18 protein-coding genes are annotated in these 21,809 nt (G+C 58.2%); 9 read left to right on the forward strand and 9 right to left on the reverse strand.

The window, feature by feature from the left end:
- Nucleotides 1-386: 386 nt before the first annotated feature.
- From mdcA to mdcH, 8 genes are all read left to right on the forward strand, one after another.
- Nucleotides 387-2,042, forward strand: a complete 1,656-nt coding sequence (mdcA, locus tag AC6I8D_RS18410; protein ID WP_497820563.1) for a malonate decarboxylase subunit alpha — start codon at nucleotides 387-389, stop codon at nucleotides 2,040-2,042.
- A complete protein-coding gene (locus AC6I8D_RS18415; RefSeq protein WP_497820564.1) occupies nucleotides 2,042-2,905 on the forward strand; it encodes a triphosphoribosyl-dephospho-CoA synthase in 864 nt (287 codons plus the stop codon). The genes mdcA and AC6I8D_RS18415 overlap by 1 nt, the downstream gene beginning before the upstream one ends.
- An 8-nt stretch (nucleotides 2,906-2,913) precedes the next feature.
- Complete coding sequence (gene mdcC, locus AC6I8D_RS18420; RefSeq protein WP_031375640.1) at nucleotides 2,914-3,213, forward strand: malonate decarboxylase acyl carrier protein; 300 nt, start codon at nucleotides 2,914-2,916, stop codon at nucleotides 3,211-3,213.
- Nucleotides 3,206-4,039: a biotin-independent malonate decarboxylase subunit beta gene (locus AC6I8D_RS18425; RefSeq protein ID WP_031375639.1), complete on the forward strand. Its 834-nt coding sequence runs from the start codon at nucleotides 3,206-3,208 to the stop codon at nucleotides 4,037-4,039. The genes mdcC and AC6I8D_RS18425 overlap by 8 nt, the downstream gene beginning before the upstream one ends.
- Entirely contained in the window at nucleotides 4,039-4,839 is an 801-nt protein-coding gene (mdcE, locus tag AC6I8D_RS18430; RefSeq protein ID WP_312758874.1) for a biotin-independent malonate decarboxylase subunit gamma, read from the forward strand. Before AC6I8D_RS18425 ends, mdcE begins: the two co-directional genes overlap by 1 nt.
- Nucleotides 4,840-4,971: 132 nt before the next feature.
- Complete coding sequence (locus AC6I8D_RS18435; protein WP_312054325.1) at nucleotides 4,972-5,931, forward strand: AEC family transporter; 960 nt, start codon at nucleotides 4,972-4,974, stop codon at nucleotides 5,929-5,931.
- 1 nt (nucleotide 5,932) lies between these two features.
- Nucleotides 5,933-6,553, forward strand: coding sequence for a malonate decarboxylase holo-ACP synthase (locus AC6I8D_RS18440; protein WP_497820565.1), 621 nt, complete (start codon nucleotides 5,933-5,935; stop codon nucleotides 6,551-6,553).
- Nucleotides 6,550-7,452 carry a malonate decarboxylase subunit epsilon gene (mdcH, locus tag AC6I8D_RS18445; RefSeq protein ID WP_312758870.1) on the forward strand — a complete coding sequence of 301 codons (903 nt, stop codon included), beginning with the start codon at nucleotides 6,550-6,552 and terminating at the stop codon, nucleotides 7,450-7,452. Before AC6I8D_RS18440 ends, mdcH begins: the two co-directional genes overlap by 4 nt.
- On the opposite strand, the gene AC6I8D_RS18450 is transcribed toward mdcH, so the two are convergent.
- The 8 genes from AC6I8D_RS18450 to AC6I8D_RS18485 form a co-directional block, all read right to left on the reverse strand.
- On the reverse strand, nucleotides 7,433-8,368 hold the full coding sequence (locus AC6I8D_RS18450) for a LysR family transcriptional regulator (RefSeq protein WP_031375635.1): 936 nt from the start codon (nucleotides 8,366-8,368) through the stop codon (nucleotides 7,433-7,435). The genes mdcH and AC6I8D_RS18450 overlap by 20 nt on opposite strands.
- A gap of 311 nt (nucleotides 8,369-8,679) precedes the next feature.
- Nucleotides 8,680-11,127, reverse strand: coding sequence for a glycogen phosphorylase (gene glgP / locus AC6I8D_RS18455; RefSeq protein ID WP_312054318.1), 2,448 nt, complete (start codon nucleotides 11,125-11,127; stop codon nucleotides 8,680-8,682).
- A 19-nt stretch (nucleotides 11,128-11,146) separates the two neighbouring features.
- Nucleotides 11,147-12,580, reverse strand: coding sequence for a glycogen synthase GlgA (gene glgA, locus AC6I8D_RS18460; protein ID WP_312054316.1), 1,434 nt, complete (start codon nucleotides 12,578-12,580; stop codon nucleotides 11,147-11,149).
- Between the two features lie 62 nt (nucleotides 12,581-12,642).
- Nucleotides 12,643-13,935, reverse strand: coding sequence for a glucose-1-phosphate adenylyltransferase (gene glgC / locus AC6I8D_RS18465; RefSeq protein ID WP_031375633.1), 1,293 nt, complete (start codon nucleotides 13,933-13,935; stop codon nucleotides 12,643-12,645).
- A 10-nt stretch (nucleotides 13,936-13,945) separates the two neighbouring features.
- On the reverse strand, nucleotides 13,946-15,928 hold the full coding sequence (gene glgX / locus AC6I8D_RS18470) for a glycogen debranching protein GlgX (protein ID WP_497820566.1): 1,983 nt from the start codon (nucleotides 15,926-15,928) through the stop codon (nucleotides 13,946-13,948).
- On the reverse strand, nucleotides 15,925-18,108 hold the full coding sequence (glgB, locus tag AC6I8D_RS18475; RefSeq protein ID WP_312054313.1) for a 1,4-alpha-glucan branching enzyme: 2,184 nt from the start codon (nucleotides 18,106-18,108) through the stop codon (nucleotides 15,925-15,927). Before glgB ends, glgX begins: the two co-directional genes overlap by 4 nt.
- A gap of 365 nt (nucleotides 18,109-18,473) precedes the next feature.
- On the reverse strand, nucleotides 18,474-19,583 hold the full coding sequence (gene asd, locus AC6I8D_RS18480) for an aspartate-semialdehyde dehydrogenase (protein WP_312054312.1): 1,110 nt from the start codon (nucleotides 19,581-19,583) through the stop codon (nucleotides 18,474-18,476).
- A gap of 35 nt (nucleotides 19,584-19,618) precedes the next feature.
- Nucleotides 19,619-19,954 carry a hypothetical protein gene (locus tag AC6I8D_RS18485; RefSeq protein ID WP_312054430.1) on the reverse strand — a complete coding sequence of 112 codons (336 nt, stop codon included), beginning with the start codon at nucleotides 19,952-19,954 and terminating at the stop codon, nucleotides 19,619-19,621.
- Here AC6I8D_RS18485 and AC6I8D_RS18490 point away from each other — a divergent pair.
- Nucleotides 19,845-20,396, forward strand: coding sequence for a YhgN family NAAT transporter (locus AC6I8D_RS18490; protein WP_312054428.1), 552 nt, complete (start codon nucleotides 19,845-19,847; stop codon nucleotides 20,394-20,396). The two genes, AC6I8D_RS18485 and AC6I8D_RS18490, sit on opposite strands and share 110 nt — an antisense overlap.
- A gap of 71 nt (nucleotides 20,397-20,467) precedes the next feature.
- Here the strand turns inward: AC6I8D_RS18490 and gntU are convergent, their stop codons facing one another.
- Nucleotides 20,468-21,808, reverse strand: a complete 1,341-nt coding sequence (gntU, locus tag AC6I8D_RS18495) for a gluconate transporter (protein ID WP_010253270.1) — start codon at nucleotides 21,806-21,808, stop codon at nucleotides 20,468-20,470.
- Nucleotide 21,809: the final 1 nt, after the last annotated feature.

Consider the following 21,809-nt stretch of genomic DNA (forward strand, 5'->3'; position numbering starts at 1 on the left):
CGCCGCAACCAGGTTGCGGCAGCAGGCTTTCGCGCTAAGCGTCAGTCGCGCATTGTCACGTCAGTGCTGCGGTTATTTAACGGTAATATAACTGTCATGCTGACACCGCTAATAAGCCGCATTAGCAGAAGATCTGCTTTTTATTAAATTTTTATTAATCCTGTCAGATTCACGCCAATATTAACCCCGATCAATATTTATTCATTTAATTTCTGAATTACCGCCTAAACTCAAACTTTCCTGTTTCGGTTATCCCGGCCACGCCGCACCCATTGTTACCTTAAATCTAACGTTCGTGAGTTTTGCTTAATTGAACCACGCATTAAGAAAGTCCAGACTTCTGTTAGCAAAAACGACATATCCGTTATTTTAATCAGGAGGTTGAAATGAACACAGGCCAAACGCCTGCCCGGGAATGGAACACACGCCGCAGTGAGAAAGCGCGGCGTCTGGCATCTTTCCCTGTTGATGGCAAAGTCATTCCTACTGAAAGAGCTGTTGAAGCATTTGAAAAACTGATTGCGCCCGGTGACCGGGTCGTGCTGGAAGGTAATAACCAGAAACAGGCAGATTTTTTATCGCGTACCCTGGCGAACGTTAATCCGGCCAAAGTCCACGACCTGCATATGATTATGCCGAGCGTCGGTCGCAGCGAACATCTTGATATTTTCGAGAAAGGCATCGCCCGCAAACTCGATTTTTCTTTTTCCGGCCCGCAAAGCCTGCGTATTTCCCAGCTGTTAGAAGATGGACAACTGGAAATAGGCGCGATCCACACCTACATCGAACTCTATTCCCGCCTCTACGTTGACCTGAGCCCTAACGTCGCGCTGATTGCCGGTTATAAAGCTGACCGCAAAGGCAATCTGTATACCGGCCCGAGCACCGAAGATACGCCGGCGCTGGTAGAAGCTGCCGCGTTTCGTGACGGTATCGTGATTGCTCAGGTGAATGAACTGGTCGATGACGAAACCGACCTGCCGCGCGTCGATATCCCCGGTTCCTGGATCGACTATATCGTCGTCGCCGACAAACCTTTCTTTATCGAACCGCTGTTCACCCGCGACCCACGCCTGATCAAGCAGGAACATATCCTGATGGCGATGATGGCGATCAAAGGGATCTACGCCGAACACCAGGTGCAGTCGCTCAACCACGGCATTGGTTTTAACACCGCCGCGATTGAACTGCTGCTGCCGACCTACGGTGAACAACTCGGCCTGAAAGGCAAAATCTGTAAGCACTGGACGCTGAACCCACATCCGACGCTGATCCCGGCGATTGAAAGCGGCTGGGTTGAGAGCGTGCACTGCTTCGGCGGTGAGCTGGGGATGGAAGAGTACATCCGCGCCCGTCCCGATATCTTCTTCACCGGCAGCGACGGTTCAATGCGCTCTAACCGCGCCTTCTGTCAGCTGGCAGGTCAGTATGCGGTGGATATGTTTATCGGTGCCACCCTGCAGGTCGATGGCCTGGCAAACTCCTCTACCGTGACCCGCGGTCGTCTTTCCGGCTTCGGCGGTGCGCCTAACATGGGCCACGATCCGCACGGCCGCCGTCATGCTTCGCCTGCCTGGCTCAATATGATCACCGAGCCAGACCCGATGCAGCGCGGTAAAAAACTGGTGGTTCAGATGGTTGAAACCTTCCAGGCCGGTGCCAAACCTACCTTCGTTGAAACGCTGGATGCGGTTGAAGTGGCAAAATCGACCGGCATGCCGCTGGCACCGGTGATGATTTATGGCGATGACGTTACCCACGTGCTGACCGAAGAGGGTATTGCCTATCTCTATCGGGCAGAAAGTCTCGAAGAGCGCCGCGCGATGGTCGCTGCGGTGGCCGGGATTACCGATATCGGTCTTGGCGTTGATGCGGCGCGCGTAGCGGCCCTGCGTAAAAGCGGCAAAGTCGTCTATCCGGAAGACATGGGCATCCGTCGTTCAGATGCCACCCGCTCGCTGCTCGCCGCCAGCAGTGTCTCTGACCTGGTTGAATGGTCGGGCGGTCTTTATAACCCACCGGCAAAATTCCGGAGCTGGTAATGAAACTCCTGTCGCAGACTCAACCCGAGGCGCAGGCCAGCCTGCTGGCGATCACAGCGCGCGATTGTCTGACCGATGAAGCGCGGCTGAGTCCCAAGCCGGGTCTGGTCGACAGCCGGGGCAACGGCGCGCATCAGGACCTGACGCTGGCCCTGATGGAGCGCTCCGCCGAAAGTCTGGTGCCGACCTTCCTGGCGCTGGCCCGTCAGAGCTGGATGCGGCCAGCCGACATCGCCCTGCGCGAAACGGTGGGTCGTCTGGGACGTGAGGGCGAGCGGCAGATGATGGCGGCCACCGGCGGCGTGAATACCCATCGTGGTGCTATCTGGGCGCTGGGTCTGCTGGTCAGCGCGGCCGCAATGCACGGCGGTCACGCCACGGCTGACAGCCTGACGCAGACAGCCGCAATGCTGGCAAGCCTGCCCGACCGGGCGGCACCGAAAGTGTTCAGCAAGGGGCTGAAAGCGAGTCACCGCTATCAGGTACCCGGCGCACGTGAGGAGGCGCAGCAGGCTTTTCCTCACGTGATGAAGCTGGCGCTGCCGCAGCTGTTGCGCAGCCGCGCAGCCGGTGCCAGCGAAAGCGAAGCCCGCCTGGATGCGCTGATGGCGATCATGACCTCACTCAGCGATACCTGCGTGCTGTCACGTGCCGGCATGACCGGACTGGAAACCATGCAGCGCGGCGCCCGCGCGGTGCTGCTGGCCGGTGGCTGCGGAACCGCTGAAGGTCAGGCCGCCCTCGCCCGCCTGGATCACCGCATGCTGGCCCTGAACGCCTCCCCGGGCGGTGCCGCCGATTTGCTGGCCGCGACGCTGTTTGTCGACAGGGTATGTCCGGCCACCAACCACTCTTTTAATTAGAGGTCGTTATGGAACACATCACATTATCTTTCCCTGCTAACCGCGCACTCAGCGGTAAAGCCCTGGCAGGGGTCGTTGGTTCCGGTGATATGGAAGTGCTGTACACCGCAACCGAAGGGCAAACGCTGAATATTGATATCACCACTTCACTGGATAACAGCGACGCCCGCTGGAAGGCGCTGTTTGACCGCCTGAATTTGATCAGCGGCCTGCCCGCCGGACAGCTGGTTATTCACGACTTTGGCGCAACGCCCGGCGTCGCGCGTATCCGTATTGAACAGGTATTTGAAGAGGTGAGCCATGCGTAACGATGCCAGTTTTATTGAATTACGTGCCCGTGAGCGCGCTCGTGCGCTGCTGGACGATGGCAGCTATCGCGAACTGCTGGATCCCTTTGAAGGCATCATGTCACCGTGGCTGGCACCGCAGGGTGTGGTGCCGCAGTCTGATGACGGCATGGTGGTGGCGCGCGGTACGCTGAACGGTCAGCCAGCGGTGGTGATTGCCATCGAAGGCACCTTCCAGGGCGGCAGCATGGGCGAAGTCTCCGGCGCGAAAATGGCCGCGGCGCTCGAACTGGCCGCTGAAGACAATCGCAACGGCATTCCGACTCAGGCGGTGCTGTGCCTCGAAACCGGCGGCGTCCGTTTGCAGGAGGCTAATCTGGGACTGGCGGCGATTGCCGACATCCATGCGGCGATTGTCGACCTGCGTCGCTATACCCCGGTTATCGGCATCATTGCCGGCACCGTCGGCTGCTTTGGCGGTATGTCTATCGCTGCCGCGCTCTGCAGCTACCTGATCGTTACCCGCGAAGCACGCCTCGGCCTTAACGGACCACAGGTTATCGAGCAGGAAGCGGGCATTGAAGAGTATGACTCCCGTGACCGTCCGTTTATCTGGAGCATGACCGGCGGCGAAATCCGCTACGCCAGCGGCCTGGTGGATGCGCTGGTCAGTGATGGCGTCAATGCGGTTAAAACTGCGATGAATGACTTCATTGCCAAAGGCGTACCGGCGCAGCATCGCAGTGATAAATATGCGGATTTCCTGCCACGGCTGAGCAACTTCGACACCCGTCAACAGGCCGATACCGCCACGATTAAACAGCTTTTCGCCCGGGAGGATAAATAATGACCCAGACCAACAGCCGCGGTGCAACATGGCTGGCAAAACTCGCACCCGATGCGCAGCGCCTGAGTGGGCTGTGCCCCTCTGTTCAGGTCGCTGACGGCGAACTTAATGGCGAAAGCGTCCGCTTTATCGCCGTAGTCCCTGACGCAGACAATCACTATCCCCGTGCCGCCAGAGGTGAAGTCGGCCTGCTGGAAGGCTGGACGCTGGCGAAAGTGGTGAATGAAACCATCGACGCTGACAGCAACAGCGCGGTGAAACGTCCGATTGTGGCGGTGATCGATGTGCCGAGTCAGGCTTATGGCCGCCGTGAAGAGGCGTTTGGTATTCACCAGGCGCTGGCCGGTGCCGCCGGTGCCTATGCTAAAGCCCGTCTGGCCGGTCACCCGGTGATTGGCCTGATTGTCGGTAAAGCGATGTCCGGCGCATTTCTGGCGCACGGCTATCAGGCAAACCGGCTGATCGCGCTCAACGACCAGGGCGTGCTGGTGCACGCAATGGGTAAAGAGTCCGCTGCGCGCATCACGCTGCGTACCGTCGACGCGCTGGAAAAACTGGCGGCGACCATTCCGCCGATGGCCTATGACGTCAGCAACTTCCACACCCTGGGCCTGCTGTCCGACCTGCTGACCGTGGCCAATCCTGATGCGCCGTCAGATGCCGATCTGGCGATGGTTGAGATTGCCCTGCAGAAAGCTATCGCTGATGCCCGTCAGGATCCAAGCCTGAAAAACCGGCTGGGCGCTGAAAATCGCCGCAGCTCCTCGCTGGTCCGTGAGCGGATGCGCGCCAGCTGGTAAACCCGACTACAAAACAAAAAAACCTGCCGGAAACGGCCTGGACGGGGCGGATGACCGCCCCGCAATAAGGGCCGCTTTTAGAATTATAAACATCGTGTTAGCCAAGAATTCTTCTTAAAATACAGGTGATTTATGATTTATATAATTGTTCATGCCCTTGCTCCAATCTTTGTGATCATGCTGCTGGGTTTCTGGGCCGGTAAGGCTGGAATGGTCAACAACAAAGACGTTTCACTGCTCAATATTTTTGTGATGGATTTTGCCCTGCCCGCTGCCCTGTTCAGCGCGACAGTACAGACGCCCTGGCCAGGCATCGTGGCGCAATGGCCGTTAATCGTGGTGCTTACCGGTGCCATGTGGATCACCTATGCGGGGATCTATTTTACCGCCACTAAAGTTTTCAAAAAGTCGCCGCAGGATGCCGCAGTGCTGACGCTGACCGTTGCACTGCCAAACTACGCGGCACTCGGTCTGCCGATTCTCGCCAGCGTACTGGGTGAAAACCCCACAACGTCGCTTTCTGTCGCGGTATCTATTGCCTGTGGTTCAGTCCTGTTGACGCCGCTGTGCCTGCTGATTCTGGAACGCGAAAAAGCCTTTGCGGCGGGAACCGCACACGGTTCGACCCTGACCATGCTGCCAGTCCTGATGTGGCGTTCAGTAAAGAAACCGATCGTGATGGGTCCGTTGATTGGTGTGGTGCTGTCGGCGCTGGGCGTTAAAATGCCGGATCTGGTGCTGGCGGCGATTAAACCGCTGGGCCTGGCGGCGACCGCAGCCGCGCTGTTCCTGACCGGGGTGATCCTCTCTGCGCGTAAACTGAAACTCAACGCCGTGGTGGGTGTCGGCACAATTACCAAACTGCTGATTCAGCCCTTTATTGCCTGGGGTCTGGTGCTGGCGCTGGGTCTGAGTGGTCCGGTGGCGATTACTGCGATTCTGATGATTGCGCTGTCAGCCGGCTTCTTTGGCGTGGTGTTTGGTAACCGCTTCGGTGTGCAGTCGCCGGATGCTGAAGCCGTGCTGCTGTTAAGTTCGATTCTGTGTATTTTATCGTTACCCCTGTTCATTACTCTGACTTCCGGAATGTAATATGACGTTCACACCGCGCCCCCACGATCTCCTCTGGCTGCGCTCAGACAGCGCGCTGTTAGCCATCAGCGACGCCTGGGTCAGCCAGCACTGGCAGCACGCTTTCCCAGTGGTGGTGCGGCGCGATGTGAATCAATCGGGGCTGATTCCGGTCGGCGTGCGCGGTGAAAAACGTGAACAGCGCGCCGCCGGATGGACAGACGCGGCCGATATTGAACGCGTCGTCACACCGGAGATGCTGGCTGATCGCAGCCATTTGCTCGCGTCGCCGTTTGTTGATTATCCGCCGGTCAGGGCGGCAATCGCGCTCAGCGACAGCGACTGGCCATGGCGCTGGGGCGTCACCGGCAGCACCGGTTATGCACTGGCGACACAGCGGCCGACGCTGCACGCCGCCAGCGATCTGGACTTACTGATTCGTGCGCCGCAGCCGCTGGCACGCGACGCGCTGCAGCAGTGGCAGAGCCAGACTGAAACGCTGCCCTGCCGCGTCGATACTCAGGTGGAAACACCGCTCGGCGCTTTTGCCCTCAACGAATGGCTGCGTGAAGGCCGCGTACTGTTGAAAACCGCCACCGGTCCGAGACTGACCGCGTCACCCTGGAGCAGAGATCCCGCATGAAAATCCTTTTTACTTTTCCCGGCCAGGGCACCCAGCGGGTCGGTATGTTGCAACATCTTCCCGACGGTGAGGCGCTGTTAAACAGCGTGCGCGCCGTGCTTGGTGAAGAGACCGACCAGCTCGACAGCGCTGATGCGCTGCGCCATACCCGCGCCGTCCAGCTCAGTCTGCTGATTGCCGGCGTAGCCTGGGCGCGTGAGCTGATCAGACACGGGCTGAAGCCGGACATTGTCAGCGGCCTGTCGATTGGCGCTTATCCCGCCGCGGTGATTGCTGGCGCACTCGATTTCAGCGATGCGCTACGGCTGGTGGCTCTGCGCGGCGATCTGATGGAGCAGGCCTATCCGCAGGGCTACGGCCTGACCGCAATTACCGGACTGACGCTCAGCCGGCTGGAGAAGCTGCTGGTCGACAGCAATACCTATATTGCCAACCTCAATGCAGAAACGCAGATCGTGATTGCCGGACGGGATGAGGATATGGCGCGGGTGGCGCAAAAAGCGCTGGCGGCCGGTGCCAGCAAAGCGGTCAGGCTGGCGGTCAGCGTGCCATCTCACTGCGCACTGCTGGATAAGCCTGCTGCTGAACTGGCTGCCGCGTTTGAATCTGTCAGCCTGTCACGTCCTGGCTGCGCTTATCTGAGCGGTTCGACCGGGCGGGTAATCTGGGAGCCGGGTAAAATTGCCGACGACCTCGCCTATAACATGGCGCGCACGGTGCAGTGGAATGATGCGGTGATTTCAGCCAACCAGCGCGATGCCCGCCTGGCGATTGAAATGCCGCCAGGCAATGTGCTGACCGGCCTCACCCTGCAGGCAGGCTGGCAGGGCGAAGCCATTTGCATGGAACGCAACAGCGTTGAGGTGGCACTGCATCTGGCTAAACGGCTGAGTCAGTAAGACCGCGGGCGTACATCCGCCCTTCTGCGGCCAGCGCCAGCAGCTCCTGGTCGCGTTCGCGGCGGTGTGAGTAGACAATCGAAATCTGCTGACGCATCTGATAAGGCTCGGCCAGGCTGACCAGCTGGATATTGTTTTCGTAGACTTTTTTCATCCGACCCGGAATTAACGCCAGCCCCATGCCAGCCTGCACCAGACTGACCATCGAAAAAATGTCATTCACCTTCGTTACCACTCTCGGTTCAAAGCCGGCCACCTGAAACGCCTCCTGAAAACCGGCATAGGTGGCAAAGCCTTCGGCCAGCGAAACGAAATCACGATCGGCATAGTCGCGCAGATCCGCCGGGCGGCTCAGATCCAGCGTTTCACCGGCCGGTGCGGCCAGGAAAATATCGTCATAAAACAGCGGCACCACATCGAACAGCGAATCGCTGAACTCGCCGTTGTTGGTGGCGATCAGGATTGCATCAAGCGCATCATCCTCCAGCATGTTGAGCAGCATCTGATTTGAGCCCATGGTGAGATCAAGCTCGAGCGTCGGCCGGCGCAGCTTCATGCCCATGATCAGTCGCGGGATGGTTTCCAGCGTCAGCGAGTAGAGCGTGCCGATCCGCAGACGACCACAGCCGACGCCAGCCACCAGCCGTGCTTCTTCGATCCCTTTTCCCATCAGCGCCGTCACATCCCGGCAATACTCCAGCAGCGTCCAGGCGGCGGGCAGCGGCACCAGGTTGCGGCCTTTATGGATAAACAACGGACAGTCGATGCCTTCTTCCAGTGTGTGCAGCGCGCGATGGACGCTGACGCTGCTCAGTTCCAGCGCTTCTGCGGTGCGAGCGATATTGCCTTTGGTCATAAACATCATGAAGACGCTGAGCTTGCGAAAGGTAATCTCGTGATTAATGTTGTCACTCATTGTCTGTTCTGCCTGTCTGGTCAAAAGATGAAACGCATGTAAGCCGGGCTGCATAATAGCCGATACCTCAGCGAGGGCGTTATGATCTGGCATGTCTGTCGCGGTAGTTCTGCCGGGGAGTCAATCGGGCGGGATCGGCGATCCGCTGCCGTCACGGCAAAGCGGGATGAGTGCAGGTATCAGCCTGATCAGGGGAAGCGCTGAACGACACGGTGGATCGGCGGTAGCGGAAATGACGGGCGTGAAGCAGTGCGGCCGCTCCCTCGGCCGCCGCGAATGATAACGTCACCGCGGGCGGTGACGTGCGCGTCTTATAATCTTATCGGCGAAATATTCCAGATCTCATCGGCATACTCCTGAATGGTGCGGTCCGACGAGAAATAGCCCATGCCGGCAATGTTCATCGCGGCACGCCGCTGCCATTCGTCCGGCTGGCGATAGAGCGCATCCACCTTGTCCTGGGTATCGACATAACTGCGGTAATCCGCCAGCAGCTGATAGTGATCGCCGAAGTTCACCAGCGAATCAAACAGGTTACGGTAGCGACCTGGCTCCTGCGGGCTGAATACGCCAGAGGCCAGCTGGGTCAGCACCTGATGCAGCTCCGGGTCCTCTTCGTAGTACTGACGCGGGTTATATCCGCCTTTACGCAGCGCTTCAACCTGCGGCGTGGTGTTACCGAAAATGAAGATATTCTCCTCGCCGACGTGATCCAGCATCTCAACGTTGGCGCCATCCAGCGTACCGATGGTCAGCGCGCCGTTGAGCGCAAACTTCATGTTACTGGTGCCGGAGGCTTCGGTACCGGCGGTAGAGATCTGCTCTGAAAGATCGGCCGCCGGGATGATGATCTGCGCCAGGCTGACGCTGTAGTTCGGAATGAAGACCACCTTCAGCTTATTTTTCACCTGCGGATCGTTGTTGATCACTTTCGCGACATCGTTGATCAGATGAATGATGTGCTTGGCGACGTAATAGGCCGAGGCGGCTTTGCCGGCAAAGATATTGACGCGCGGCACCCAGTCCGCCTGCGGATCGGCTTTGATGCGGTTATAGCGGGTGATCACATGCAGCACGTTGAGCAGCTGCCGCTTGTACTCATGGATACGTTTAATCTGCACGTCAAACAGCGCATTCGGGTCCAGCACCACATCAAGGTTTTTCGCCACCCAGTCAGCCAGCCGACGTTTGTTCTGATGTTTGGCGACCGCCACTTTTTCGATAAAGGCCGGATAATCAATCTGCGCTTTCAGCTCGCCGAGCTGGCTGAGATCGGTACGCCAGTTGCGGCCGATCTCCTCATCCAGCACTTCAGAGAGCGCCGGGTTCGCCAGCGCCAGCCAGCGACGCGGCGTCACGCCATTGGTCTTGTTGCAGAAACGGCCGGGGAACAGCCGCGAGAAATCAGCAAACAGCGACTGCACCATCAGGTTGGAGTGCAGTTCAGAGACGCCATTGACCTTATGGCTGACCACCACCGCCAGCCACGCCATGCGAATCCGGCGGCCGTCGTTCTCATCGATGATCGAAATGCGCGACAGCAGATCCCAGTCATCCGGGTAGTAGTCCTGAATGGTTTTCAGGAAGAAGTCGTTAATCTCGAAAATGATGCTGAGATGACGTGGCAAAATTTTGCCAATCATATCGACCGGCCAGGTCTCCAGCGCTTCGGTCATCAGCGTGTGGTTGGTGTAAGAGAACACCTGGCAGCAGACGTCAAACGCGTTGTCCCAGCTGAACTTATGTTCGTCAATCAGCAGACGCATCAGTTCGGGGATCGCCAGCACCGGGTGAGTGTCATTCAGGTGGATAGCGATTTTATCGGCCAGGTTGTCCCAGGTCTGGTGCATCCGCCAGTGACGATTAAGAATGTCCTGTACGGTGGCGGACACCAGGAAATACTCCTGACGCAACCGCAGTTCACGGCCGGAATAGGTTGAATCATCGGGATAGAGCACGCGGGAAACGTTCTCGGAGTGGTTTTTATCTTCCACCGCCGCGAAATAGTCGCCCTGGTTAAATTTACCGAGGTTGATCTCGTTACTCGCCTGCGCGCCCCACAACCGCAGGGTGTTGGTGGCATCGGTGTCGAAACCCGGGATGATCTGGTCATACGCCATCGCCAGAATCTCTTCTGTCTCCAGCCAGCGCACCTTCGCCCCTTCATGCTGCACCCGGCCGCCAAAACGCACTTTGTAACGGGTATTGAAGCGCTGGAATTCCCACGGATTACCGTACTCAAGCCAGTAATCCGGCGACTCTTTCTGCTCACCTTCCACAATGTTCTGTTTGAACATGCCGTAGTCATAACGAATACCGTAGCCGCGGCCGGGCATACCCAGCGTCGCCAGGGAGTCGAGGAAACAGGCCGCCAGGCGACCCAGACCGCCGTTACCGAGGCCAGGATCGTTCTCTTCTTCCATCAGCTCGGCCAGGTCCAGCCCCATCTCATCCAGCGCCTGGTTCAGATCGTCATAAATCCCCATCGCCAGCAGCGCATTGCCCAGCGTGCGACCCATCAGGAACTCCATCGACAGGTAATAAACCTGCCGCACGTCCTGTGACAGCTGGGCACGGCTGGAACGCAGCCAGCGCTCAACCATCCGGTCGCGCACCGCCAGCAGCGAGGCGTTAAGCCACTCATGCTTATTGGCGATAGAAGGATCTTTACCGATGGTAAACATCAGTTTGTAGGCAATCGAATGCTTTAAGGCATCAACCGTCAACGTTGGTGAGGCGTAAGTGAAAGGTGCATTCATATCCAGTTTTCCCAATCCGTTACATCAAACGTTGGTAGAGATCACGGTAGGCTTGTGCCGCCACCTGCCAGCTAAAATCCATCCCCATGGCCTGGCGCTGAACGTAACGCCACAACGAAGGACGAGACCACAATACAAACGCACGCCGGATGGCCCGCAACAGCGACCAGGCGTTTGCATCTTCAAAACTGAAGCCACTGGCGATACCGTCCGCCAGATTCTCTAATGAACTGTCATTGACCGTATCGGCCAGACCGCCGGTACGTCGCACTAACGGCAACGTACCATACTTCAGGCCATAAAGCTGAGTCAGGCCACACGGCTCGAATCGGCTCGGCACCACAATCACATCCGCGCCGCCAACGATGCGGTGTGAGAACGCTTCGTGATAGCCAATCTGCACCCCGACGCTGCCAGGATGTTCTGCCGCCGCGGCCAGGAATCCCTGTTGCAACTCGGCATCGCCCTGCCCCAGCAGCACCAGCTGTCCGCCCTGCGCCAGCAGGCCCGGCAGCGCTTCCAGCACCAGGTCCAGCCCTTTCTGTTTGGTCAGACGGCTGATGACGCAGAATACCGGGGCCTTATCATCCACCTTCAGCCCCATCGCCACCTGCAGCTGGCGTTTGTTTTCCGCCTTGGCTTCCAGCGTGTCGCGGTTATAGCGCGCGTTGAGCAGCAGGTCATGCGCCGGATCCCAGATTGACGGGTCCACGCCGTTCAGAATGCCGCTCAGGCGACCTTCACGCATACGCTGCGCCAGTAAGGTTTCCATGCCATAACCGAACTCGGCCGAGGTGATTTCATGCGCGTAGGTCGGGCTGACCGCCGTGACGTGATCGGCGTAATAGAGACCCGCTTTGAGGAAAGAGATCTGACCGAAAAATTCCAGTCCGTACATGCTGAAAAACGACCACGGCAGACCAATCTCTTCCATGTGATGCGCCGCGAACAGCCCCTGATAAGCCAGGTTATGCACGGTGAACACCGATTTGGCCGGACGACCACGCGCTTCCAGATAGGCGCAGGTCAGGCCAGCATGCCAGTCGTGGGCGTGAACAATATCCGGACGCCACATTGCATCCAGCCCACACGCCAGCTCACAGCCCATCCAGCCGAGCAGCGCGAAGCGCAGGTAGTTATCGACGTAGGCAAACTGCGACTCATCATGATACGGACTGCCCGGACGGTCATAGAGCGCCGGCGCATCAATCAGGTAGATACCTACCCCGTTAAACTCACCAAACAGTAATCGTACATGTCCGGCAAACGTATCCAATTCTGTTACCACCTGAAGATCAGGTATGCCCTTGCGCAATGCTGGAAAAGCGGGCAATAACACCCGCGTATCCGTGCCACCCGCAATTTGTGCTTGAGGTAATGCCCCGACTACATCAGCCAGTCCGCCCGTTTTGAGCAGCGGGAAAAGTTCTGAACAGACATGTAAAACCTGCATCCTCGACCTCATTAAGTTATCAGGCACGATCCGCGTGCCGATTGCGTGTGTTCCGCTATCGCTTACTGCCCCGCATTGGCCAGTTTAGCCAGCATGGCGCGGGTAACCAGTACGATGCCTTCATCCGAACGGTGAAACCGGCGACTGTCTTCATCTGGGTTTTCGCCGATGACCATTCCTTCTGGCAGCTCGCAGGCGCGATCGATCACACAGCGGCGCAGACGGCAGGATCGGCCAACCACCACATCGGGCAGCAGCACGGTTGAATCAATGTTGCAAAACGAGTTAACGCGAACCCGGGGAAACAGCACCGAGTTCACCACCACCGAGCCGGAAATAATGCAGCCGCCCGATACCAGTGAGTTCATGGTCATGCCGTGACTGCCTGAGCGATCCTGGACAAACTTGGCGGGCGGCAGCGGCTCCATATGGGTGCGAATTGGCCAGGTCACGTCATACATATCCAGTTCCGGCATCACCGAGGCCAGGTCGAGGTTCGCGCGCCAGTAAGCTTCCAGCGTGCCGACATCGCGCCAGTAAGGCGGTGCTTTGTCGTCGTTCTGCACGCAGGAAAGCGCAAAGGAGTGCGCGTAGCCTTCACCGCTCGCCACGATTTTCGGCAGAATATCTTTGCCAAAATCGTGATTTGAGCCGGGGGTCTGCAGATCTTCTTCCAGCAACGCATAAAGATAGTCGGCGTTGAAGACGTAGATCCCCATACTGGCCAGCGCCTGGGTGTCATCACCCGGCATGGTCGGCGGTTTTGGCGGCTTCTCAACGAAGTCGATCACCATGTTCTCTTCGTTAACCGCCATCACGCCAAACGCGGTGGCCTCATGCACCGGCACCGGCAAACAGGCGATGGTACATTTCGCCTCGTTGACCACGTGATCCAGCAGCATGCGCGAATAATCCATCTTATAAATGTGGTCCCCGGCGAGGATCACGATGTACTGCGCCTGATAACGGCGAATCACATCAAGGTTTTGCGTTACCGCATCGGCGGTGCCGCGATACCACTGTTCGGTGGAGAAGCGCTGCTGCGCTGGCAGCAAATCCACAAACTCATTCATCTCTTCATTGAAGATCGACCAGCCACGCTGGATGTGCTGGGTCAGGGTGTGGGACTGGTACTGGGTAATCACGCCAATGCGGCGGATACCGGAGTTAACGCAGTTGGACAAGGCAAAGTCGATAATGCGGAACTTGCCGCCGAAGTGCACCGCCGGCTTGGCACGTTTTGCTGTCAGGTCGACCAGCCGTGTACCGCGTCCACCGGCGAGGATCAGAGCAACCGTTTGTGTAGGGAGCTGGCGCGCCAGCATCAGGTGATCTGTTCTGTCTAATTTAACCATGTCTGACTCCTTATGATTGCTTTTGGAACACGCACACACCGTGTGCGGGACCATGCCAGACAGTTAACAGGATGGGGTTATCGTCCCCGGCGAAAGGAGGAAGGGCACGCCATTCTCCGTCTGGTAACACGATGTCATTCACCGAGTCCGTGGCGTTTATTGTTATTAACCAGCGGCCGGACAGCAGGATCTGCAATCTGTGCGTCCCCTGTGCCCATTCATCGTGTTGCAGTGGCTGGCCACCGGCATTGAGCCACTGCACATTGCCATCACCTTCCTGCCACCAGCGATCCGCCGTCAGCGCCGGAATTTGCTGACGCAGCCGGATCAGGGCCGCAGTGAATCCGACCAATCCTTTCTCATCCGCCCGCCAGTCAAGCCAGCTCAGGGCGTTATCCTGACAGTAGGCGTTGTTGTTACCGTGCTGCGTGTGGCCGCGCTCGTCGCCCGCCAGCAGCATCGGTGTGCCCTGCGACAGTAACAGGGTGGTGAGCAAGCCCCGCACGCTGCGACGGCGGCGCTCAATCACATCGAAGCTGACGTTCAGCCCCTCTTTGCCATGGTTATGGCTGTAGTTATCGCCGTGTCCGTCACGGTTATCTTCCCCGTTGGCTTCGTTGTGTTTGCGTTCAAAGCTCACCACATCCCACAGCGTAAAGCCGTCGTGAGCGGTGATCAGGTTGACGGTGGCGTGTGGCTGCCGGTCCTCTTGCTGAAAAAGATCGCTGGAGGCGGCAAAGCGACGGGCAAACTCGCCGTTGCTCATTGCACCGTGCAGCCAGTAACGTCGCGCGGTGTCGCGGAAGCGATCGTTCCATTCAGCAAACGGCGCAGGAAACTGGCCGACCTGGTAGCCATTGGGTCCGATATCCCAGGGTTCGGCAATCAGCTTGACCTTGGACAGCAGCGGACAGGCGCGTATCGCCTCAAACAGCGGCGCATCGCGCTGGTAATCGGGCGTGCGCCCCAGCACCGGTGCCAGATCAAAGCGGAAACCGTCGACGTGACAAACCCGCACCCAGTAGCGCAGCGCATCCAGCACCCACGCCATCACCTGCGGATGATGCAGATTGAGCGTGTTGCCACAGCCGGTCCAGTTCTGGTAGTCGCCCTGCTCATCCAGCCAGTAATAGCTGGCGTTATCGATGCCGCGCATTGAAATGGTCGGACCGATGGCGTCCAGTTCGGCGGTGTGGTTAAACACCACATCCAGCAGCACTTCTATCCCCGCCGCATGCAGGTTTTTGACCGCCTGCTGAAACTCCTGCAGCGGCGTCAGCCCATCCTGTCCGGCGGCGTAGCGCGGATCGACCGCCCAGAGGGCAAACGGGTTATAGCCCCAGTAATTGCTTAGCCCAAGCTGAAGCAAACGCGGCTCGCTGGCAAAATGGGCCACCGGCAGCAGCTCAATCGCCGTGATACCGAGACGGCGCAGATAATCCACCATAACAGGATGGCCGAGCGCCGCGTAAGTGCCGCGTAGCGTTTCCGGAATTTCCGGATGCTGCCGGGTCAGGCCGCGCACGTGCGCCTCATAAATCACGGTGTTGCCCCACGGGGTGCGCGGCGCAACATCGTCCTGCCAGTCGAAATCTTCCGCCACCACCAGCGACTTCGGCGCGATCGCCGCGCTGTCGTGCGGATCAGGCTCGCTGATACCGCCGTGAAAACGGGCATCGTCCGGCACGTCGCCTTCTACCGCGCGGGCGCATGGGTCCACCAGCAGCTTCGCCGGGTTAAAACGATGCCCCTGACGGGGCGCCCATGGACCGTGGACCCGAAAGCCGTAACGCTGCCCTGGCTTTAGTGTCGGAACATAGCCATGCCAGATATCGCCGCTGCGGCCCGGCAGATCGCTACGCTGCTCCACGCCGTTTTCATCAAACAGGCACAGCTCAACGCGGCTGGCATGCTGTGAAAACAGGGTGAAATTGACGCCCTTGCCATCGTAACTGGCACCAGGCGGCTGCGGATCGCCGGCCGTTATGGTCATTCGCCCTCCCGCACCAGCCACAGCGTTGCCAGCGGCGGCAGATTCAGGCTCAGCGACTGCGGTCGCCCATGGCTCGGCTGCTGATCGGTCTGCACGCCGTGGTTGCGCACGTCGCTGCCGTGGTACTCATGCTGGTCGGTATTCAGCACTTCGCGCCACTTGCCGGGCTGGTTCACGCCAAAGCGGTAACCCGGCCGCGGCACCGGCGTAAAGTTACTGACCACGATCACTTCATTGCCTTCACGATCGCGACGGACAAAGGCAAACACCGAATGCTCCGCATCGTCGACCACCAGCCACTCAAATCCCTGCGGATCGAAGTCGAGCTGATGCAGCGGCGTGTAGTATTGATAGGTATGGTTAAGATCGCGCACCAGACGCTGAACGCCGTGGTGCCAGTTGTCACCGCCTTCCAGCAGATGCCAGTCGAGGCTGACGTCATGATTCCACTCGCGGCCCTGGGCGAACTCATTGCCCATAAACAGCAGTTTCTTGCCCGGGAAGCCCCACATCCAGCCGTAATAGGCGCGCAGGTTGGCGAACTTCTGCCACGCGTCGCCCGGCATGCGGTCGAGAATCGAGCGCTTACCGTGCACCACTTCGTCGTGTGACAGCGGCAACACAAAATTCTCGGTGTAGTTGTACATCATGCCGAAGCTCATCAGGTTGTGATGATAACGGCGATGAATCGGATCGAGTTTCATGTAGTCGAGCGTGTCGTGCATCCAGCCGAGGTTCCACTTGAACCAGAAGCCCAGTCCGTCGCCTTCGGTCGGCCGCGTCACGCCAGGGTAATCGGTCGACTCTTCCGCCATGGTGACCGATCCGGGTGCCACGGTGCCCAGCGTGCGGTTGGTGTAGCGCAGAAATTCAATCGCTTCGAGGTTTTCGCGCCCGCCATACTGGTTAGGCACCCACTCGCCTTCCGCGCGGCTGTAGTCGCGGTAAATCATCGACGCCACCGCATCGACGCGCAGACCATCAATGCCAAAACGTTCAACCCAGTAGAGCGCATTGCCCGATAGGTAGTTGCTGACTTCACGGCGGCCAAAGTTATAGATCAGGGTGTTCCAGTCCTGATGAAAACCTTCACGCGGATCGCTGTGTTCGTACAGCTCGGTGCCATCAAATTTTGCCAGACCAAAGTCATCACTCGGGAAGTGGCCCGGCACCCAGTCCAGCAGCACGTTCAGGCCGGCGGCATGGGCGCTGTCGATAAAGGCGCGGAATTCGTCACGGGTCCCGAAGCGACGGGTCGGCGCATACATGCCCAGCGGCTGATAACCCCAGCTGCCATCAAACGGGTGTTCGTTGATGGGCAGCAGTTCGATATGGGTAAAGCCCATCTCTTTGACGTAGGGCACCAGCTGTTCAGCCAGCTCTTTGTAGCTCAGCCAGAAGTTATTGTCGGTATGACGTCGCCATGAACCGAGATGCACTTCATAAATCGAGATCGGTGCATCAAAGGCGTTGGCCGCTTTGCGCGCATCTTTCATTTCGATGGCATCGGGCAGGCCACAAATCATCGAAGCCGTTTGTGGTCGCATCTGCGCCTCAAAAGCGAACGGATCCGCTTTAATGCGCAGCTGACCATTGGCATCGATAATTTCAAATTTATACAGCTGCCCGTTAACCGCGCCAGGCACAAACAGCTCCCAGATGCCCATCTCTTTACGCAGGCGCATCGGGTGACGGCGGCCATCCCAGAAGTTGAAATCCCCCACTACCGACACGCGACGGGCATTGGGCGCCCAGACGCAGAAACGGGTACCGGTGACGCCATCAATCACGTCACCGTGGGCGCCCAGCGTTTCGTAAGGGCGCAGGTGGGTGCCTTCGGCCAGCAGCCACAGGTCCATCTCCTGCAGCAGCGGGCCAAAGCGGTAGGCATCGTCGATCAGGTTCTGCTGGCCGTGCCAGTTCACCGCCAGCTGATAGCGGAAACGGTTTTTACGGCGTGGGATCACCCCGCTGAAGAAGCCGCGTGCATCTTCGCACGCCAGCTGCGCAAGTTTGCGCCCGGTGGAGGTTTCGATTACCCACACCTCAAGCGCTTCAGGTAACAAAGCCCTGACTTCCAGGCCTTGCTGAGTCTGGTGCATCCCCAGTAACGCAAACGGGTCAGAATAATTACCTGCAAACAGGGCATTGATCGCATCGCGATCGGGAAGCTCTGACATGACTTTCTTCCTGTGATATTTGGCAGGCGAAATGAACAACACGACACGACTTGTCGCGCTTCACATGCACTGCTCTTCATTGAGCCATACGTACGACGACAAAAGGAGTCAGGCCATTCCATGGGAAAAGTGTCTTTGCCGTGTACAACAACCATTTAGTCCGGAAAGCAAAACAGTCAACCTGCGGCACATCATGGTTAAATCATAGCTTGGTAGCGGCAGTTGCCATGGCTGAAAACAAAAAATTATTCACCGAGCGGTAAAAAAGGGAAGCTGATCACTGAGTAAGCGAAACGGCAGCTCAGATATGCTGCGACAAAAACAAAAAAGGCCGGATAAATCCGGCCTTTGACGAGCGTCATCGGTTAGTTGGTTAACAACCGCAGCATACGGCGTAGCGGTTCCGCTGCACCCCAGAGTAACTGGTCACCGACGGTAAAGGCCGAGAGGTACTCCGGCCCCATATTCAGTTTACGCAGACGGCCAACCGGCGTGGTCAGCGTGCCGGTCACCGCCGCTGGCGTCAGCTCGCGCATCGTGCGTTCGCGATCGTTCGGCACCACTTTGACCCACTGATTGTGCGCAGCCAGCAGCTGCTCGATTTCGGCCAGCGGCAGGTCGCGTTTCAGCTTCAGGGTAAACGCCTGGCTATGACAGCGCAGCGCACCGACGCGTACACACAGTCCATCAACCGGAATCACGTTACGGGTGGCGAGGATCTTGTTGGTTTCCGCCTGCCCTTTCCACTCTTCACGGCTCTGACCGTTATCCAGCTGCTTGTCGATCCACGGGATCAGGCTGCCAGCCAGCGGCACGCCGAAGTTATCGGTCGGCAGGGTACCGGAGCGGGTGAAGTCGGTGACGCTACGCTCGATATCGAGAATGGCCGAGGCCGGATTCTGCAGCGCAGGCGCCACGTGATCGTGCAGCATGCCCATCTGGGTCAGCAGCTCACGCATATGACGCGCACCGCCGCCTGACGCCGCCTGATAGGTCGCCACCGAGGCCCACTCCACCAGATCCTGCGCAAACAGCCCGCCGAGTGACATCAGCATCAGGCTGACGGTGCAGTTTCCGCCGACAAAGGTCCTGATGCCGCGATCGATACCTTCACGGATCACCTGATGGTTAACCGGGTCGAGGATGATGATCGCATCGTCTTTCATCCGCAGCGTAGAGGCGGCATCGATCCAGTAACCCTGCCAGCCACTCTCGCGCAGCTTCGGATAGACCTCGCTGGTGTAGTCACCGCCCTGGCAGGTGATGATGATATCCAGCGCACGCAGCGCCTCGATATCAAACGCATCCTGCAGAACACCCTGCTGCTTACCGCCAAAAGCCGGGGCCGCCTGGCCGTGCTGCGACGTCGAGAAGAACACCGGATTGATGAGATCAAAATCGCGCTCTTCGCTCATGCGGGACATCAGCACTGAGCCGACCATACCGCGCCAACCAACAAAACCTACATTCTTCATGTCGTGTCCGTCTCAGGCGGTTTCACACCTGCTTTTCATTTCAGAGGAGGGAACGACGTGTTATTTTCACGCCGCTCTGCGTAATAATAAGATTTAGCTGTGACTACCAACTCTACAAAATGCAGGCTTTCTGGCAAGTGAATTAATTCGATTACGCTAACTTTTTCAGCAGCGTAACTAATAACAGCCCTTTTTAGCTCACGAGACGGCGCAAAACGAATGACTGAAATGATTTCAGCAACCCTATTATTGTTGTTAATTATGGACCCACTGGGCAATTTGCCCATTTTTATGTCGGTTTTAAAGCATCTGGAACCGAAACGGCGGCGAGTGGTTCTGATACGCGAAATGCTGATTGCGTTAATCATCATGTTGCTGTTTCTGTTTACCGGTGAACGCATTCTGGCGTTTCTGAATCTGCGTACCGAGACGGTGTCGATTTCTGGCGGGATAATTCTGTTCTTAATCGCTATTAAGATGATTTTCCCATCGGAGGAGAGCAGCAGCACCGGCTTATCGGCAGGTGAAGAACCGTTTCTGGTGCCGCTGGCGATCCCGCTGGTCGCCGGACCGTCGCTGCTGGCGACCCTGATGCTGTTGTCACATCAGTACCCGCACCAGATGACGCATCTGGTGGGTGCGCTGTTGATTGCCTGGGGCGTTACGGTCGGCATTTTGCTGCTGTCGGGCCTGTTCCTGCGCCTGCTGGGCGATAAAGGAGTCAATGCGCTGGAGCGGCTGATGGGATTGATTCTGATTATGCTGGCGACCCAGATGTTCCTTGATGGGATTCGGGCCTATCTGAAGCTGTAGTGAGTCGCTGTCATCAGCTCCGTTCTTCCCCCCGTCACAGCAGGGAAGAACGGAACCGGAGAGCGGCACCGTTACGATAACAACGTAAAGGCGATCATCCCCACCACCGCGCCAACGGTGCCGAGAATGGTTTCCATCAGCGTCCAGGTTTTCAGGGTCTCTGCTTCGCTGGCCCCGGTGAAGCGGCCAAACAGCCAGAAACCGGCATCATTGACGTGACTGATAATAATCGACCCGCCGCCGATACAGATCGACAGTGCCGCCAGCTGAGCGCCGCTGTAGTGCAGCGGTTCAATCACCGGCATAATCAGGCCGACCGTGGTCAGACAGGCGACCGTCGCCGACCCCTGAATCACCCGCACTGCGCCCGACAGGATAAAGCAGGCCAGCGCAATCGGCAGTCCCGCACCGGTCAGGGCGTTACCCAGCACCGGGCCGACGCCGGAATCCACCAGCACCTGCTTAAACACCCCGCCCGCACCAATCACCAACAGGATAATACCCGCCGGTTGCAGCGCACTGCCGCACACCTGCATCACCCGCTCTTTGTCCATGCCCTGACGGTAGGCCAGACCATAAATCGCCACCAGCAACGCCAGCAGAATGGCGGTAAACGGGTGGCCGATAAACTCCAGCCACTCATATAAGGTGGTGCCTTCGGTGGTGAAGCGCGCGCCGATAGTTTTCAGGCCGACCAGCACCAGCGGGAACAGAATCAATGACAGGCTGAAGCCAAACGAGGGCAGCTTACTCTCATCGACATCCGGCTGATGATCTTCCGGTGGCGCGCTGAAGGAGACGTGATTCCCGATGAAATTGCCGAACAGTGGACCGGCAATCAACATGCCGGGGATCGCCGCGCACAGACCAAGCAGGATCATCCAGCCAAAGTCAGCGTGCATCTGCGAGGCCAGCAGCATCGGTGCCGGACCCGGCAGCAGGAAGGCGGCCGCGGCGGCAACCCCGGCAAACAGCGGGATCACCAGCTTAACCAGGTTGCCACCGGTACGCCGCGCCACGGCAAAAGCGATACTGATTAGCAGCACCACCGCCACTTCAAAAAACAGCGGCAGCGCGCAGATCAGGCCGGCAATGCCCATTGCGTAATGAGCGCGACTCTGACCAAAGGTTTTCAGCATCCGGATAGCGATCTGATCGACGGCGCCGGTTTCGTGCAGGATTTTGCCGAACATCGCGCCCAGCGCCACCACAATAGCGAGGAAGCCGAGCGTGCCGCCCATCCCCTTCTGCATGGTTTCGGCGATCTGATTCAGCGGCATACCGGAGAATAACCCAGCGCCAATCGACACTAACATCAGGGCGACAAAGGCGTGCATGCGCGCTTTCATCACCAGAAAAAGCAGCAGCAGGACAGAGCCTGCTGCAGTCAAAACAAGTGTTGCGGTATTCATC

Source organism: Pantoea sp. X-Soil-MYKO-1785 (assembly GCF_059730675.1).